General features: G+C 73.2%; 2 protein-coding genes. Both read left to right on the top strand.

Annotated elements, in window-relative coordinates:
• Positions 1-1647, top strand: a 1647-nt coding sequence (locus AB0M08_RS45390) for a condensation domain-containing protein (protein WP_364507965.1), incomplete at its 5' end; no start/stop codon positions are given.
• The coding region (locus tag AB0M08_RS45385) for an amino acid adenylation domain-containing protein (RefSeq protein ID WP_364507963.1) at positions 1644-18890 on the top strand (17247 nt) is incomplete at its 3' end. The genes AB0M08_RS45390 and AB0M08_RS45385, both read left to right, overlap by 4 nt.

Below are 18890 nucleotides of genomic sequence, written 5' to 3'. Positions count from 1 at the left end.
GGCAGGGATGACGTCCCCGCCGACGGTTCGTTCTTCGGGCTCGGCGGCGACTCGATCATGTCGATGCTGCTGGTCTCCCACGTTCGCAAGGCCGGGCTGGCGATCACCGTCCGGCAGGTCTTCGAACACCAGACCCCGGCGGCGCTCGCCGCCGTCGCCACCGAGGCCACCACCGGTCCCACGGCGGCCGTGGACTCCCCGGTCGGCGAAGTGCCGCTCACCCCTGCCATGCACGAGCTGCTCGACCGGACCGGAGCCGCCGCGATCGGCCCGGTGGCGCAGACCAGCCTGCTCGTGGTACCGGCCGGCCTGACCGGGGACGCGCTCGCCGCCGCGCTCGGCCGGGTCGCCGACCGCCACGACATGCTGCGCGCCCGCCTCGAGGTCGTGCCGGAGCGGCGTCTGCTGGTCCCCGAGCCCGGCGGCGCCGCCCCGGAGTCCTGGCTACGCCGGGTCGGCGCGTCCGCCGATCCGGCCGGGCAGACCGAGGCCGCGATCTCCAGGCTGGATCCGGTGGCCGGCGTGATGGTGCAGGTCGTCTGGTTCGACCGCGGGCCGGACACCCCGGGCCGCCTCCTGCTCGCCGTCCATCACCTGGTGGCCGATGCCGTCTCGCTGCGCGTCCTCGTCGGTGACCTGGCGGCCGCGTACGCCGGAACCCCGCTCCCGCCGGCGCCGGTCCCGTTCCGGCACTGGGCCCGCTCGCTCGCGGCCGAGGCGGTGACCGCCCGCCGCCGCGCGGAGCTGCCGCTCTGGCGCCGCCTGCTGGCCGGACCGCCCCCGCCGGAGCGCATCGACCCGGCCAGGGACGTCGCGTCCACCCTGCGCGAGGTGACCGTGAGCGTCCCCGTCCCGGTCACCGGGGCGCTGCTGACCACCGCGCCGGCCGCCTTCCACGCGGGCGTCGACGACCTGCTGCTGGCCGGCCTGGCCGCCGCGGTCACCGAGTGGCGCCGGACCCGGGGCCGGGCGGCCGGTGGCGGGGTGCTGATCGACCGGGAACGCCACGGCCGTGCCCCGGACGGGCCGGACCTGTCCCGCACGGTGGGCTGGTTCACCTCGGTGCAGCCGGTCCGTCTCGACCCCGGCCCGGTCGACCTGGCCGAGGTGCGCGCCGGTGGCCCGGCCGCCGGTGACGCTGTCAAACGGATCAAGGAGCAGCTGCGGGCGGTCCCCGGGGACGGCCACGGGCACGGGTTGCTCCGGCGCCTGGACCCGGAGTCGGCGCCCGTGCTGGCGGAGCTGCCGTCGCCGGGGATCGGCTTCAACTACCTGGGCCGGGTCGGCGGTGCGGCGACCGGGACCCGGGAGCGGGAGTGGACACCGGCGGGGGAGGGCGACCCGTCCGGTGGCGGCGCCGGGGACCACCCGGTGATGCACGCGCTGGAGACCCTGGCCGTGGTGCGCGAACGTCCGGACGGTCCGGAGCTGACCCTGGTGGTCGCCTGGCCGGAGCGGTCGCTGCCGGAGCGGGACGCCCGCGCGCTGGCCGACGGCTGGGCGGCGATGCTCACCGGCCTGGCCGGGCACACCACCGCACCGGGCGGCGGCGGGCACACGCCCTCCGACTTCCTGCTGGCCGGCCTCGACCAGAGCCAGATCGACGACCTTGAGAACGAGCTTGCTGACGAGAGGGGGACCCGGTGACGCAGGGACGGGTCGAGGATGTTTGGCCGCTGTCGCCGCTGCAGCAGGGGCTGCTGTTCCACGGCGTGTACGACCGGACCGGCGACGTCTACGTCGAGCAACTCGTTCTCGGACTGGACGGCCCGCTCGACGCCGCGGTGCTGCGCCGCTCCTGGGAGGCGCTGCTGGCCCGGCACGCCAGCCTGCGGGCCGGGTTCCGGGAGCTGCCGGGCCGTCCCGAGCCGGTGCAGGTGGTGCTGCGCCGGGTGGAGCTGCCCTGGCGGGACGCGGACGTGAGCGGGCTGGACCCGGCGGCGGCCGAGGCGGAGGCGGAGCGGATCGGCGCCGAGGAGCGCGGGCGCCGGTTCGACCTGGACACCCCGCCGCTGCTGCGGGTGCTGCTGGTGCGGACCGGTGCCCAGCGGCACCAGATGCGGGTGACCCTGCACCACATCCTGCTGGACGGCTGGTCGCTGCAGATCCTGATCCGCGAGCTGTGGGCCGTCTACGCCGCCGGCGGCAGCACCGCGGGCCTCCCCGCGGTCCCGCCGTTCCGCGACTACCTCGCCTGGCTCGGACGGCAGGACGGGGACGCCGCCCGGCAGGCGTGGCAGTGGGCGCTGGCCGGGCTGGAGGAACCGACCCTGGTCGCCCCGGCAGACCCGGGCGCGGCCGTGCCCGGCTCGTCGGCGACCGAACTGGTCCACGGCGACGCGGCGCTGACGACCGGGCTGACCGCTCTCGCGCGCCGCCTCGGCCTGACCCTCAACACCGTGGTGCAGGCGGCCTGGGGCTTGGTCGTCGGTCAGCTGGCCGGCCGCCGGGACGTGGTCTTCGGGGCCGCGGTGGCCGGCCGCCCCGGTGACCTGCCGGGCATGGCGGCCATGCTGGGTCTCTTCATCAACACCGTGCCGGTCCGGGTTCGCCTCGACCCGTCGGAGACCGTGGCGGCGCTGCTCACCCGCCTGCAGGCCGAGCAGTCCGCGCTCCTGGGCCACCAGCATCTGGGGCTCACCGAGATCCAGCGGCTGGCAGGACCGGGCGCCGGCTTCGACGCGCTGATGGCGTTCGAGAACTTCCCGGGCGAGCCGGAGACGCCGCCCGCCGCCGGGCCGGTGACGGTCACCGACGGCGGGATGCGTGAGTCGACCAACTTCCCGCTCTCCCTGGTCGTGGGTGCGGGCGACGATCTGCGGATGCGGCTCAGCTACCGGACCACCGTCCTGAGCGCCGAGCAGGCCCGCGCGGCCGGCGCCCGGCTGCTCGCGGTGCTGGGCCAGTTCGCGGCGGACCCGCAGGCGCCGGTCGCCCGGGTCGCGGCCCTGGCGGCGGCGGAGCGCTCGCGGGTGCTCGCCGAGTGGAACGACACCGCCCGCCGGCTGCCGGGCGAGTCGCTGGTGGAGCTCTTCGCCGCCCGGGTGGCCGAGACGCCCGGCGCGGTCGCGGTGGTCGAGGGGGCGCGTGTTCTCTCGTACGCCGAACTGGATGCGCTCTCGGGCCGGATCGCCGCGGGTCTCGCCGGGCGTGGTGTGTCGCGCGGCGGCCGGGTGGGCGTGGTGCTGGACCGGTCGGCGGACCTGGTGGCGGTGCTGCTCGGCATCGCGAAGTCGGGTGCGGCGTTCGTGCCGGTGGACGCCGGGTGGCCGCGGGCGCGGATCGACGCGGTCCTGGCCAGGGTCGACCTGACGGTCACCGCCGCCGACCTGCCGGGCCTGCCCGCCGCCACCGAGCTGGTGGTGCCGGTGTCCGGAAACGATCTGGCCTACGTGATGTACACGTCGGGTTCGACCGGTGTGCCCAAGGGCGTCGAGGTCCCGCACGCAGCGGTGGCGGGCCTGATCACCGACTCGGGGTGGAGTCCGGAGGCGCGGGAGCGGATCCTGCTGCACGCCCCGCACGCCTTCGACGCCTCCACCTACGAGCTCTGGGTGCCGCTGGTCCACGGCGGCCGCGTGGTGATCGCCCCGGCCGGACGGGTCGACGCGGGCGCCCTGTCCGACCTGATCACCACGCATGAGCTGTCGGCGGTGCACGTGACCGCCGGCCTGTTCGGGGTGGTCGCCGAGGAGTCGCCGCGTTCCCTCTCCGGCGTGGGCGAGGTGCTGACCGGTGGTGACGTGGTGCCGGTCGGCGCGGTCGCGCGGGTGATGGCCGCCAACCCGCGGGTGCGGGTCCGGCATCTGTACGGTCCGACCGAGACCACGTTGTGTGCGACGACGTTCGTGTTGGAGCCGGGTGCGGTGGTGCCTTCGGTGTTGCCGATCGGTCGTCCTCGGGACAACACGCGGGTGTTCGTGCTGGATGAGTTCCTGCAGCCGGTCCCGCCCGGTGTCACCGGTGAGCTGTACGTCGCGGGTGGTGGTCTGGCCCGTGGCTACACGGGACTGGCGGGACTGACCGCCGAGCGGTTCGTGGCGTGTCCGTTCGACGGTGGGCGGATGTATCGCACCGGTGATCTGGCCCGCTGGAACGGTGACGGGAACCTGCTCTTCGCGGGTCGTGTCGACGATCAGGTGAAGATCCGTGGTTACCGGGTCGAGCCGGCCGAGGTCGAGGCGGTGCTGGCCGCTCACCCCGGCGTGGGCCAGGTCGCGGTGCTGGCCCGCGAGGACAACCCGGGGGAGCGGCGCCTGGTCGCCTACGTCGCGCCCGCCGCCGACCCGGCCGAGCTCCGGGCGTACGCGGCGGCCCGGCTCCCCGACTATCTGGTGCCGGCCGCCTTCGTGGCTCTCGGCACGCTGCCGGTCACCCCGAACGGCAAGGTGGACCGGGCCGCCCTGCCCGCACCCGAGTTCGCCGGCACCGCCGGTGGTCGCGCCGCGGCCACCCCCATCGAGGAGATCCTCTGCGGCCTCTTCGGCGAGGTCCTCGGCCGGGCCTGGATCGGGGCCGAGGACTCCTTCTTCGACCTCGGCGGCGACTCCCTGCTGGCGATGCGGCTGATCGCCCGGGTCCGTGCGGTGCTGGACGCCGAGATCAGCGTCGGTGACCTGTTCACCCAGCCCACCCCCGCCGAGGTGGCCCGGCTGCTCGGCCGTGACGGTCCCGGCACGCGGCAGGCCCTCGCCCCGCGCCCCCGTCCCGAGCGGCTCCCGCTCTCCCACGCCCAGCGGCGGATGTGGTTCCTCAACCGCCTCTCCGGCGAGGGCGCCGGCGCCGCGTACAACCTGCCGCTCGCCCTGCGCCTCACCGGCGATCTGGACGTGACCGCCCTGGAGGCCGCGCTCGGCGACCTCGCCGATCGGCACGAGACCCTCCGGACGATCTTCCCCGAGCGGGACGGAGTGCCGTACCAGCTGGTCCTGGACGATGCGGCCGGCCGGCCGCCGCTGCTCGTGGTGGAGGCCGGCGAGGAGCGGGTCCCGGCGCTGATCGCGGCGCACTCCGCCGCCGGCTTCGACCTGAGCGTCGACCTGCCCTGGCGGGTCCGGCTGCTCCGCCTCGGCCCGGCCGAGCACGTGCTGCTGATCATCGCCCACCACATCGCGGTGGACGGCTGGTCGATGGGCGTGATCGCCCGGGACCTGAGCACCGCGTACGCGGCCCGGGTCCGCCCGGCCACCCCGGACTTCCGGCCGCTGCCGGTCCAGTACGCCGACTACGCCCTCTGGCAGCGGGACGTGCTCGGCGACCCGGGCGACCCGGGGAGTGTGACCGGCGCCCAGCTCGCCTACTGGCGTGAGGCGCTGGCCGGGGCGCCGCACGAGCTCACCCTCCCCGCCGACCGGCCCCGCCCGGCGGTCTCCTCGTATTCGGGCGCCACCGTCCCCGTCGAGGTCGGCGCGGACGTGCACGCCCGGCTCCTGGAGATCGCCCAGCGTGGCCGGGCCACCGTGTTCATGGTCATGCGGGCCGCCCTGGCCGTCCTGCTCGCCCGGCACGGCGCCGGACCCGACATCCCGATCGGCACCGTGGTCGCCGGCCGCGGCGACGTCGCGCTGGAGGACCTGACCGGTTTCTTCGTCAACACCCTGGTGCTGCGGACCCGGCTGGACGGCGACCCCACATTCGCCGAACTGCTCGCCCAGGTCCGGGAGACGGACCTGGCCGCGTACGCCCACCAGGACCTGCCGTTCGAGAAGCTGGTCGACGAGCTGAGCCCGTCGCGCTCGCTCTCGCGTAACCCGCTCTTCCAGGTCATGCTCACCCTGCAGAACGTGCCGCCGGGCCACTGGGACCTGCCCGGTCTGCGGATCCAACCGGTGCCGCCCGGCCCGCTCGCGGCCCGCTTCGACCTCTCCTTCGACCTGACCGAGCTCCGTGACGACGCGGGCGGCCCGGCCGGTCTCGGCGGCATCGTCTGCTACGCCACCGAGCTGTTCGACGAGGCGACGGTGCGCGCCCTGGCCGGTCGCCTGGAGCGGATCCTCGCCCAGGTCGCCGCCGACCCCGCCGTCCGGGTCAGCCACCTGGAGCTGCTCGGCGAGGCGGAGCGGACCACGGTCGTCGAGGAGTGGAACTCCACCGCGCGCACGGTGCCCGAGGGCACCCTCGCGCAGCTCTTCGAGGCCCAGGTGACGCGTACGCCCGAAGCAGCCGCCCTGATCGGCCGCGACCGCACCTGGACCTACCGCGAGCTGGACCGGACCGCCAACCGGCTGGCCCACGAGCTGATCGCCCGCGGCGCGGGCCCCGGCGACCTGGTCGCGGTCCTGATGGAACGTTCGCCCGAGCTGATGGCCGTGCTGCTCGCCGTCACCAAGGCCGGCGCCGGATACGTGCCGGTCGACCCGCGCTACCCCGCCGAGCGGATCGCGTTCCTGCTCGCCGACGTCCGCCCGGTGCTGACCATCGGCACGCCCGGCACCGCCGCCCTGCTCGGCGACCGGGCGACGGCGTCCCTGGTGTACGGCTCCCCGGAGGTGACCGCGGCGCTCGCCGGACGTCCGGAGACGGCGCCCTCCGACGCCGACCGCCGGATGCCGCTGCGGCTCACCCACCCCGCCTACGTCATCCACACCTCGGGGTCGACCGGCACACCGAAGGGCGTGCTGGTCACCCACGCCGGGGTGGGCAGCCTCGCGGCCGGGCACGCGGACCGGTTCGGCGCCCGTCCGGGGGAGCGGTTCCTGCAGTTCGCCTCGCCCAGCTTCGACGCGGCGTTCGCGGAGTTCTGCACCGCCCTGACCGCCGGCGCCGCCCTGGTGATGGTCGACGGCGACCTGCTCCCGCCGTACGGCTCGCTCGCCGAGGTCGCCGCCGAGTACGGCGTGACCCACCTGACCGTGCCGCCGTCGGTGCTCGCCGCCGCCGGCGACCTGCCGGACTCGGTGCACACCGTGGCGGTCGCGGGCGAGGTCTGCCCGCCGTCGACGGTGCGGCGCTGGTCGGCGGGCCGTCGCCTGCTGAACGCGTACGGCCCGACCGAGGCGACCGTCTGCGTGACGCTGAGCGACCCGCTCTCCGGGGCGATCGAGGACGACGGCGCCGTGCCGATCGGCCGCCCGCTGGAGAACGTCCAGGTCTTCGTCCTCGACGACTACCTGTGCCCTGCGCCCGCCGGTGTCACCGGTGAGCTGTACCTGGCCGGGCCGCAGCTGGCCCGCGGCTACGTGGACCGGCGCGCGCTCACCGCCGAACGGTTCGTCGCCTGCCCGCTCGCCGGCCCGGCCGGGCCCGCCGCGGCGGGCGAGCGCATGTACCGCACCGGCGACCTGGCCCGCTGGACCCACGACGGTCGGCTGGTGGTGGTCGGGCGCGCCGACGAGCAGGTGAAGATCCGCGGGTTCCGGGTGGAGCCCGGCGAGATCGAGGTCGCGCTCGCCGCGCATCCCGCCGTGGACCGGGCCGCCGTCGTGGTCCGCGAGGACCGGCCCGGCGAGAAACGCCTGGTCGGCTACGTGGTCCCGGCCGCCGACGGCACTGCCGCCGACGGCGCCGCGCTGCGCGCCCACCTCGCCGCCCGGCTGCCCGAGCACCTGGTGCCGGCCGTGGTGATGACCGTCGAGGCGCTCCCGGTCACGGTCAACGGCAAGCTGGACCGGGCCGCGCTGCCCGAGCCGGAGTTCGCCGTGGACACCACCGGCCGCGGCCCGGCCACCGCGGCCGAGGAGTTGCTCTGCGGCCTCTTCGCCGAGACTCTCGGCCTGCCCGGGGTCGGTGCCGAGGCGTCCTTCTTCGACCTCGGCGGCGATTCGCTGCTGGCGATGCGGCTGATCGCCAGGATCCGCGCGGTCCTCGGCGCCGAGGTGAGCGTGCGGGCGCTCTTCGCCGATCCCACGCCGGCCGGGGTGGCCCGGGTGGCCGCCGGCGCCGCCGGTGACGTACAGCTCCCGCTCACCGCCCAGGACCGGCCCGGCCGGCTGCCCCTCTCCTTCGGCCAGCGCCGGCTCTGGTTCGCCGACCGCCTGGAGGGCGAGGGCGGCGCCACCGAGGCGCCCTACAACCTGCCGCTGCGCTACCGGCTCACCGGCGACCTGGACCGGGACGCGCTCCTCGCCGCCCTGGCCGACGTCGCCGACCGGCACGAGAGCCTGCGCACGGTCTTCCCGGTCACCGACGGCGAGCCGCACCAGGTGGTGCTCACCGGAGCGGCCGGGCATCCCGCTCTGCCGGTCGCGGCGGTCACCGAGGAGCTGCTGGAGGACGCCCTCGACGCGGCCACCCGGGAACGGTTCGACCTGGACACCGGCCTGCCGTGGCGGGCCCGGCTCTTCGCGACCGGACCGGGCGAGCACGTGCTGCTGATCGTCGCGCACCACATCGCCGTCGACGGCCAGTCCCTCGGCATCGTCCTCGGCGACCTGCGGGAGGCGTACCGGGCCCGGCTCGACGGTGCGGCACCCACCTGGGCGCCGCTGCCGGTGCAGTACGCCGACTACGCCCTCTGGCAGCGCGCGGTCCTCGGCGACCTGGACGACCCGGCGAGCCGGATCAGCCGGCAGCTCGGCCACTGGCGGGACCGGCTCGCCGGCCTCCCGGCGGAGCTGACCCTGCCCACCGACCGGCCCCGCCCGGCGACCGCCACCTTCCGGGGCGGCGCGATCCCGGTCGAGGTGGACGCGGAGACTCACGCCGGGCTCGTCGCGCTGGCCCGGCGCGGCCACGCCACCATGTTCATGGTCGTGCACGCCGCGCTCGCCGCCCTGCTCACCCGCTCCGGCGCCGGCACCGACATCCCGGTCGGCACGGCCGTCGCGGGCCGGGGCGACGCCGCGATCGAGGGCCTGGCCGGTTTCTTCGTCAACACCCTGGTGCTGCGCGCCGACATCGGCGGCGACCCCGGGTTCACCGAGCTGCTCGCCAGGATCCGGGAGACCGACCTGGCCGCGTACGGCCACCAGGACGTCCCGTTCGAGCGGCTGGTCGAGGAGCTGAACCCGGTCCGCTCGCTGAGCCGGCACCCGCTCTTCCAGGTGATGCTCACCCTGCAGTCGCTGCCCGGTGCCGAGTGGACGCTGCCGGGCGTGCGGGCCGCCGCGATCCCGCCGAGCGCGGCCGCGGCCCGGGTCGACCTCTCGCTGAACCTGGCGGAGCACCGCGACGAGGCCGGCGACCCGGCCGGGATCGCCGGCGGCCTGATGTACTCGGCCGACCTCTTCGACGAGGCGACCGCGCGCGCCCTGGGCGAGCACCTGGTGCGCGTCCTGCGGCAGGTCGCCGCCGACCCCGAGGTGCGGCTCAGCGCGCTCACCCTGCTGACCGACGCCGAGCGCGACGACCTGCTGATCGCTCGGAACGCCACGGTGTGTCCGGTGGAGTGGGGCACGTTGCCGGAGTTGTTGGCGCGTTCGGTGGCGCGTTTTCCGGGGTCGGTGGCGCTGGTGGGTGCTGATCGTTCGTGGACGTTCGCGGAGTTGGATGATCGTTCGTCGCGGATCGCTGCGGAGTTGGTGCGGCGTGGTGTGCGGCCGGGTGATCGGGTGGCGGTGATGGTGCCGCGTTCGCTGGAGTTGTTCGCGTTCTGGCTGGGGGTCTCCAAGGCTGGTGCGGCGTTCGTCCCGGTGGATCTGTCGTATCCCCAGGAGCGGATCGATTTTCTGTTGGCGGATGCGGTTCCTCGTCTGGTGGTCACCGCGGAGGGCTGGGATGACCTACCGGTCGGTGTCGTGCCGCCGGTGACTGTTTTGGATCTGCCTGCGTATGTGATTTATACGTCGGGTTCGACGGGGCGTCCGAAGGGTGTGGTGGTGCCGCATCGGGGGTTGGCGAATCTGGCTGCGGCGCAGGTCGACCGGTTTGCTGTGGATGCTGAGGCGCGGGTGTTGCAGTTGGCGTCGCCGAGTTTCGATGCCGCGGTGTCTGAGCTGTTGATGGCTCTGGTCTCCGGTGCCGCTCTGGTGGTTGCTGATCCGACCGAGTTGCCGCCGCGTGGCGACCTGTCGGAGGTGCTGGCTCGTTACGGCGTGTCGCATGTGACGGTGCCGCCATCTCTTCTCGCGACGGTGTCCGATCTGCCGTCGTCGGTGCGGACCTTGGTCGTGGCCGGTGAGGCGTGCCCGCCCGCCCTGGTGGAGCGTTGGTCGGATCGTCGGTTGGTCAATGCTTATGGTCCGACGGAGACGACGGTGTGCGCGGCGATGAGTGCCCCGTTGGAGAGCCGGGCGCCGATTGGTCGTCCGGTGGCGAATGTGCGGGTGTTCGTGCTGGATGAGTTCCTGCGTCCGGTGCCGGTGGGTGTGCGGGGTGAGTTGTATGTGGCCGGCCCGAATGTGGCGCAGGGCTATCTCGACCGTCCGGGTCTGACTGCCTCGCGGTTCGTGGCGTGTCCGTTCGGTGGTGGCCGGATGTATCGGACCGGGGACCTTGTGTGGTGGGACGCGGCGGGGGATCTGTATTTCGCGGGTCGTGCGGATGATCAGGTGAAGGTGCGTGGGTTCCGGATCGAGCCCGGCGAGATCGAAGCCGTGCTGACCGGTCATGAGGGTGTGTCGCAGGCGGTTGTGGTGGTGCGGGACGACCGGTTGCTGGCCTATGTGGTGGGTGTGGCCGACGGTGGCGGGTTGCGGGAGCATGTCGCCGAGCGGTTGCCGGAGCACATGGTGCCGTCTGCGGTGGTGGTGCTGGACGCGCTGCCGGTGACCGTCAACGGCAAGGTGGACCGGGACGCGCTGCCCGACCCCGCGGCCGGCCGGGTCGTGGGTGGCCGGGAGCCGGTGACCCCGGCCGAGCAGATCCTCTGCGCGCTCTTCGCCGAGTACCTCGGCCTGAACCGGGTCGGTGCCGACGCCTCCTTCTTCGACCTGGGCGGCGACTCGCTGCTCGGCGCCCGGCTGATCGCCCGGATCCGGGCCGTCCTGAACGCCGAGATCGCGATCGGCACGCTCTTCGAGACCCCCACCGCGGCCGGCCTGGCCCGGCTCGTCGGCGAGCAGTCGGGTGCCGCCCGGCCCGCGCTGACCCCGCGGGAGCGGCCCGCGACGATCCCGCTCTCCTTCGCCCAGCAGCGGATGTGGTTCCTCAACCGGCTCGAAGGCGCCGGCGAGGGTGCCGCGTACACGATGCCGCTCACGCTGCGGCTGCGCGGCCCGCTCGACACGGCCGCGCTGACGGCGGCCCTGGGCGACGTCGCCGACCGGCATGAGAGCCTGCGCACCGTCTTCCCGGACCAGGGCGGCACACCCCGCCAGCACATCCGTGCCGGAGCCGACGGGCGGCCGCCGCTGACCGTGCTCGACGTACGCCCCGCCGAGCTGACCGAGCGGGTCGACGAGTTCCTGCGCCGCACCTTCGACGTCGCCACCGAGCTCCCCTGGCGGGCCGCCGTGCTGCGGCTCGCCCCCGACGACGCGGTGCTCGCCGTCGCGGTGCACCACATCGCGGGCGACGGCTGGTCGGTCGGGGTGCTCACCCGCGACCTCGGCGCCGCCTACGCCGCCCGCCGCGCCGGCCGCGCCCCCGCCTGGGCGCCGTTGCCGGTGCAGTACGCCGACTACGCCCTCTGGCAGCGCGACGTCCTCGGCGACCTGGACGACCCGGGCGCGCCGCTGAGCGCGCAACTCGCCCACTGGCAGGAGACGCTCGCGGGCGCCCCGCCGGAGCTCACCCTCCCGGCCGACCGGCCCCGCCCGGCCGTCTCCTCGTTCCGTGGCGCCTCGGTGCCGGTCGAGGTGGACGCGCGGACCCACGAGGGCCTGATCGCGCTGGCCCGGACCGGCGGCGCCACCATGTTCATGGTCGCCCAGACCGCGCTCGCCATGCTGCTGGCCCGGCTCGGCGCCGGTGCGGACCTGCCGATCGGCACGGTCGTCGCGGGCCGGGGCGACGCGGCCCTGGACGATCTGGCCGGTTTCTTCGTCAACACCCTGGTGCTGCGCACCGACGCGAGCGGCGACCCGAGCGCGGCCGAGCTGCTCGCCCGGGTGCGCCGGACCGACCTGGCCGCCTACGCCCACCAGGACCTGCCCTTCGAGCGCCTCGTCGAGGAGCTCAACCCCGACCGGATGCTGGGCCGTCATCCGCTCTTCCAGGTCTCGCTCACCGTGCAGAACCGCGCGGCCACCGAGCCGGGCTGGTCCCTGGACGGCCTGGAGACCAGTCCACTGCCCGGATCCGCGCCGGCCGCCCAGTTCGATCTCGCGGTCACCCTCTCCGAGCGCCGCGACGAGAGGGGCGCCCCGGCGGGCCTGATCGGTGGCCTGCTCTACGCCACCGACCTGTTCGACGAGGAGACCGCGCGCGCCCTGGCCACCCGCTTCGGTCGCGTGCTGGCGCAGATCGCCGAGGACCCGTCCCGACACCTCGGCGACCTCGACCTCCTGGACCACACCGAGCGTGATCTGGTGGTGTCGTCGCCTTCCGGCACCCCTGTCGGGGTGTCTTTCTTGGAGCGTTTTGCTGTTCAGGATCGGTCAGCTTTAGCTTTGCGTTTCGGTTCTTCTTCTCTCTCGTACGGTGTTCTGGACGCGCGTGCGAATGCTCTGGCGTCGCGTTTGACCGCTCTCGGTGTCGGTGTCGAGGACCGGGTCGGTATCTGTCTGCCTCGCGGCATCGAGGTGATCGTCGCTCAGTTGGCGGTGTGGAAGGCCGGTGCGGCGTGGGTGCCGCTTGATCTCGCGTATCCGCAGGATCGTCTCGATTTCATCGTGGCTGATGCGGGTGTGCGTGCGGTCATCGGTGATCGTGCGTTCGGTGATCTGCCGTTGCTGGTCCCGGATGATGCCGAGTCGTCGCAGGAGTTTCCGCTGCCGGCCGGGGATCACCTTGCCTATGTGATTTACACGTCGGGTTCGACGGGTCGTCCGAAGGGTGTGGCGGTCGAGCACGCGAGCGTGGCCGCTTTGATTGACGGTATGGGTCCGGTTCTGGGCCTGGGTGAGACGGTGTTGCAGTTCGCGGCGTTCAGTTTCGACGCGGCGGTCCTGGACCTGGCCGTGACGCTGGGTTCGGGTGGCACGTTGGTGATCGCTTCGGCGGAGGAGCGCACCGATCCTGCGCTGCTGGCCGAGATGATCCGCTCCTGCGGCGTGACGGCGGCGAGTGTGGTGCCGTCCCTGCTCTCGGTCCTCGACCCGGCGGCGGTGCCGGGGGTTGCGAACTGGGTTCTGGGCGCCGAGCGGCTGAGTGCTGACTTGGCGAATCGGTGGCTGTCTCAGGCGGTGGTGTGGAACACGTATGGTCCGACTGAGGACACGGTGATCACGACGGCGGTGCGGTTGTCCCCGGATTCGGTGGCCCCGCCGATCGGTGTCCCGCTCGCTCATGAACGAGTGTTCGTTCTGGACGAGTTCCTGCAGCCGGTCCCGCCGGGCGTCACCGGCGAGGTCTATATCGAGGGTCCGGGTGTGGCCCGCGGTTATGTCGCTCGTCCGGGGATGACGGCGGAACGGTTCGTCGCCTCACCCTTCGGGGGGCGGATGTATCGCACCGGTGACCTGGCCCGCCGTGATCGTGATGGTGTTCTGCATTTCGCGGGCCGGGTCGATGATCAGGTGAAGATTCGTGGTTTCCGGGTGGAGCCGGGTGAGGTCGAGGCGATCCTTCTCGGTCACCCCGACGTCTCCCAGGCCGCCGTGCTGGTCCGCGACGACCGCCTGGTCGCCTACGTCGTCGGCGGAACCGAGGGCCTGCGGGAGCACGCGGCGGCGAACCTGCCCGACTACATGATCCCCGCGATCGTCGCCCTCGACGCGCTGCCGCTGACGGTCAACGGCAAGCTCGACCGCGCGGCCCTGCCCGCACCCGGACGGGACGCGACCGCGGCCCGCGGTCCCGCCACCCCGGTCGAGGAGGTCCTCTGCGGACTCTTCGGCGAGGTGCTCGGCGCCACCGTGGTCGATCCGGAGGCCTCGTTCTTCGCGCTCGGCGGCGACAGCCTCGCGGCGATGCGGCTGGTCGCCCGGATCCGCGCGGTGCTCGGCGCCGAGGTCGGCATCCGCGCCCTCTTCACCGACCCGACCGTGGCCGGGGTGGCCCGCCAGGTCGGCGACCTCTCCGGTACGCCGCGACCCCCGCTGACCGCCCGTCCCCGGCCCGGGATCCTGCCGCTCTCCTACGCGCAGCAGCGGATGTGGTTCCTCAACCGGCTGGACGGCGCCGCCTACCACCTGCCCCTGGCCCTGCGCATGTCCGGCGAGCTCGACGTCGCGGCCCTGGAAGCGGCGCTCGGTGACGTGGCCGACCGGCACGAGAGCCTGCGGACGATCTTCCCGGTCGACGGCGGTACCGCGTACCAGAAAATCCTGAACGGCCAGGCGGCGCGCCCCTCGCTGAACCACGCGGCGGCCGGCGGAATGGCGGCCCTGGCCGCTCGCGGTTTCGATCTCGCCACCGAGCTGCCGTGGCGTGCCTGGCTGCTGGCGGACGGCCCGGGCGAGCATGTGCTGCTGCTGGTGGCGCACCACATCGCGGTGGACGGCTGGTCGATGGGCATCATCGGTCGCGAGATCGCCGTCGCCTATGCCGCCCGCTGCCGTGACACGACGCCGGAGTGGGAGCCGCTGCCGGTGCAGTACGCCGACTACGCCCTCTGGCAGCGCGAGGTTCTCGGCGACCTGGACGACCCGGCGAGCATGATCAATGGTCAGCTCGCCTTCTGGCAGGAGACCCTGGCCGGGGCGCCGGAGGAACTGGCCGTCCCGGCCGACCGCCCGCGCCCGGCGGCCTCGACCTTCCGCGGCGGCACCGTCCCGGTCGAGACGGGCGCCGGCGTGCATGCCCACCTGCTCGAACTGGCCCAGCGCAGCGGGACCACGCTCTTCATGGTGGCGCAGGCCGCGCTGGCGGTGCTGCTCTCCCGGCTCGGCGCGGGCACCGACATCCCGATCGGCACGGCGACGGCGGGCCGGGGCGACGCGGCGCTGGACGATCTGGCCGGCTTCTTCGTCAACACCCTGGTGCTGCGGACCCGGCTGGACGGCGACCCCACCTTCGGCGAGTTGCTGGGGCGGGTCCGGGAGACCGATCTCGCGGCGTACGCGCATCAGGATCTGCCGTTCGAGAAGCTCGTCGAGGTGCTCAACCCGGAGCGTTCCCTGGCGCGCAACCCGCTCTTCCAGGTCATGCTCGCCGTGCAGAACCCGCCGGCCGCCACCGGGGAGTGGGAGCTGCCCGGCCTGCGGGTGATGCCCGCGCGGGAGCAGGAGGGGTGGGCGGCCGCCAAGTTCGACCTGTCGGTGACGTTCGGTGAGCGCCGCGCGGAGGACGGTACGCCCGCCGGCCTGCACGGCAGCATCCTCTACGCCACCGATCTGTTCGACGAGGAGACCGCCCGATCGATGGCGGACCGTCTGGCGCGGGTGCTGGAGCAGGTCGCCGAGGATCCGTCGCGTCGTCTGAGTGAGATCGCGGTCCTGACGCCGACCGAGCGTGATCTGGTGGTGTCGTCGCTTTCCGGCACCCCTGTCGGGGTGTCTTTCTTGGAGCGTTTTGCTGTTCAGGATCGGTCAGCTTTAGCTTTGCGTTTCGGTTCTTCTTCTCTTTCGTACGGTGTTCTGGACGCGCGTGCGAATGCTCTGGCGTCGCGTTTGATCGCTCTTGGTGTCGGTGTTGAGGACCGGGTTGGTATCTGTCTGCCTCGCGGTGTCGAGGTGGTCGTGGCTCAGTTGGCGGTGTGGAAGGCGGGTGCGGCGTGGGTGCCGCTTGATCTTGCGTATCCGCAGGATCGTCTCGATTTCATCGTGGCTGATGCGGGTGTGCGTGCGGTCGTCGGTGATCGTGCGTTCGGTGATCTGCCGTTGTTGGTCCCGGATGATGCCGAGTCGTCGCAGGCGTTCCCGCTGCCGGCCGGGGATCACCTTGCCTATGTGATTTATACGTCGGGTTCGACGGGTCGTCCGAAGGGTGTGGCGGTCGAGCACGCGAGTGTGGCCGCGTTGATCGATGGTATGGGTCCGGTTCTGGGCCTGGGTGAGACGGTGTTGCAGTTCGCGGCGTTCAGTTTCGACGCGGCGGTGTTGGACCTGGCGGTGACGCTGGGTTCGGGTGGCACGTTGGTGATCGCTTCGGCGGAGGAGCGCACCGACCCTGCGCTGCTGGCCGAGATGATCCGTGACTCGGGGGTGACGGCCGCGAGTGTGGTGCCTTCCCTGCTCTCGGTCCTCGACCCGGCGGCGGTGCCGGGTGTCGTGACCTGGGTGCTGGGCGCTGAGCGGCTGAGTGCCGACTTGGCGAATCGGTGGCTGTCTCAGGCGGTGGTGTGGAACACCTATGGTCCGACCGAGGACACGGTGATCACGACAGCGGTACGGCTCTCTCCTGGGGAGGGTGCGCCGCCGATCGGTGTCCCGCTCGCTCACGAGCGAGTGTTCGTTCTGGACGAGTTCCTGCAGCCGGTCCCGCCCGGTGTGACGGGTGAGGTCTACATCTGCGGTGCCGGTGTTGCTCGCGGTTATGTGGCCAGGCTGGCGATGACGGCGTCACGGTTTGTGGCGTGTCCGTTCGGTGGTGGGCGGATGTATCGCACCGGTGACCTGGCCCGCCGTGATCGTGATGGTGTTCTGCATTTCGCGGGCCGGGTCGATGATCAGGTGAAGATTCGTGGGTTCCGGGTGGAGCCGGGTGAGGTCGAGGCGATCCTTCTCGGTCACCCCGACGTCTCCCAGGCCGCCGTGCTGGTCCGAGACGACCGCCTGATCGCCTACGTCGTCGGCGGAACCGAGGGCCTGCGGGAGCACGCGGCCGCGGTGTTGCCGGACTACATGGTGCCCTCGGCGATCATCGGCCTGGACGCGTTGCCGTTGACCGTCAACGGCAAGCTCGACCGGGCCGCCCTGCCGGATCCCGGCCTCGACGGGGTGAGCGGCCGTGGCCCGGCCACCGCCACCGAGGAGATCCTCTGCGGGCTCTTCGCCGAGGTCCTCGGCCGGGGCGGCGTCGCCGCGGACGCCTCCTTCTTCGCGCTCGGCGGCGACAGCCTCGCGGCGATGCGGCTGGCCGCCCGGATCCGCGCGGTGCTCGGCGCCGAGGTCGGCGTCCGTGCCCTCTTCGCCGACCCCACCCCCGCCGGCCTGGCCCGGATCGTCGGCGAACTGGCCGGCGTGGTGCGCCCGGCGCTGACCGCCCGCCCACGGCCCGAGATCCTGCCGCTCTCCTACGCCCAGCAGCGGATGTGGTTCCTCAACCGGCTGGACGGCGCGGCCTACAACATGCCCCTGGCCCTGCGGATCTCCGGCGACCTGGACGTCGCGGCCCTGGAGGCGGCGCTGGGTGACGTGGCCGGCCGGCACGAGAGTCTGCGGACGGTCTTCCCGGCCGTTGACGGCACGCCGTACCAGCGGATCGTGGAGGGTGCCGGGGGCCGTCCCGCGCTGACCGTGGTCGAGGCGCCCGAGACGGAGATCCCGGTGCGACTGGCCGAGCTGGCGAGGCAGGGCTTCGATCTGGCGACGGACCTGCCCTGGCGGGCGTGGCTGTTGCGGAGCGGCCCGGACGAGCACGTGTTGCTGCTGGTGGCGCACCACATCGCGGTGGACGGCTGGTCGATGGGCGTGCTCTCCGCCGACCTGAGCACCGCCTACGCGGCCCGGCGGCAGGGCGACACCGCCCATCGCCCGCCGCTGCCGGTGCAGTACGCCGACTACGCCCTCTGGCAGCGTGAGGTCCTCGGTGACCTGGACGACCCGGAGAGCCTGATCACCGGCCAGCTGGACTACTGGCGGACGGAGCTCGCCGGCGTGCCCGAAGAGGTCGCGCTGCCCGCCGATCGCCCGCGCCCGGCGGTCTCCTCGTTCCGAGGCGGCACCGTCCCGATCGAGGTGTCCGCGGAGACCCACCGCCGGCTGATCGACCTGGCCCAGCAGAGTGGGACCACGCTGTTCATGGTTGGTCACGCCGCCCTGGTCACGCTGCTGCACCGGCTCGGCGCGGGCACCGACATCCCGATCGGCACGGCGACGGCGGGCCGGGGCGACGCGGCCCTGGACGATCTGGCCGGTTTCTTCGTCAACACCCTGGTGCTGCGGACCCGGCTGGACGGCGACCCCACCTTCGGTGAGCTGCTCGGCCGGGTGCGGGAGACCGATCTCGCGGCGTACGCGCATCAGGATCTGCCGTTCGAGAAGCTGGTCGAGGTGCTCAACCCGGAGCGCTCGCTCTCCCGCAACCCGCTCTTCCAGGTCATGTTCGCCCTGCAGAACGCCGCGCCGGCCGGCCTGGAACTGCCCGGCCTGCGGATCGGCTCGGTCCTCGCCCAGGACGAGACGACGGCCCGGTTCGACCTCTCGGTGACGCTGGTCGAGCACCGGGACGGCGCCGGCGAGCCGTCCGGGATGGGCGGCGTGCTCCTGTTCGCGGCCGACCTGTTCGATGAGGAGACCGCGCGGACCCTGGCGGCCCGCCTCGCACGGGTGCTCGACCAGGTGGCGGCCGTCCCGACGGCGCCGTTGAGCCGGGTGGTGGTGCTCGATCCGGCCGAGCGTTCGCGGGTGGTCGGCGAGTGGAACGAGACGTCGCGTCCGGTGCCGGGTGTGTCGCTGGTGGAGCTTTTCGCCGCTCAGGTGGCGCGTACTCCGGATGCGGTCGCGGTGGTCGATGGCACGAGGGTTCTTTCGTATGCCGAGTTGGACATGCTGTCGGGTCGGATTGCGGCGGGTCTTGCTGGGCGTGGTGTGTCTCGTGGTGGCCGGGTGGGTGTGGTGTTGGACCGGTCGGCGGATCTGGTCGCGGTGTTGTTGGGTGTGGCGAAGTCGGGTGCGGCGTTCGTGCCGGTGGACGCCGGGTGGCCGCGGGCGCGGATCGACGCGGTTTTGGCGGATGTCGATGTGACGGTGACTTCCCCTGAGCCGGCTGCCGGCGAGTTGGTGGTGCCGGTGTCCGGAAGTGATCTGGCTTATGTGATGTATACGTCGGGTTCGACGGGTGTGCCGAAGGGTGTGGAGGTCTCGCAC

The sequence above is a fragment of the Actinoplanes sp. NPDC051851 genome, assembly GCF_040681165.1.
Taxonomy (GTDB): domain Bacteria; phylum Actinomycetota; class Actinomycetes; order Mycobacteriales; family Micromonosporaceae; genus Actinoplanes.
The sequence above is the reverse complement of the archived record's forward strand: the minus strand, read 5'-3'. Positions and strand labels throughout refer to the sequence as shown.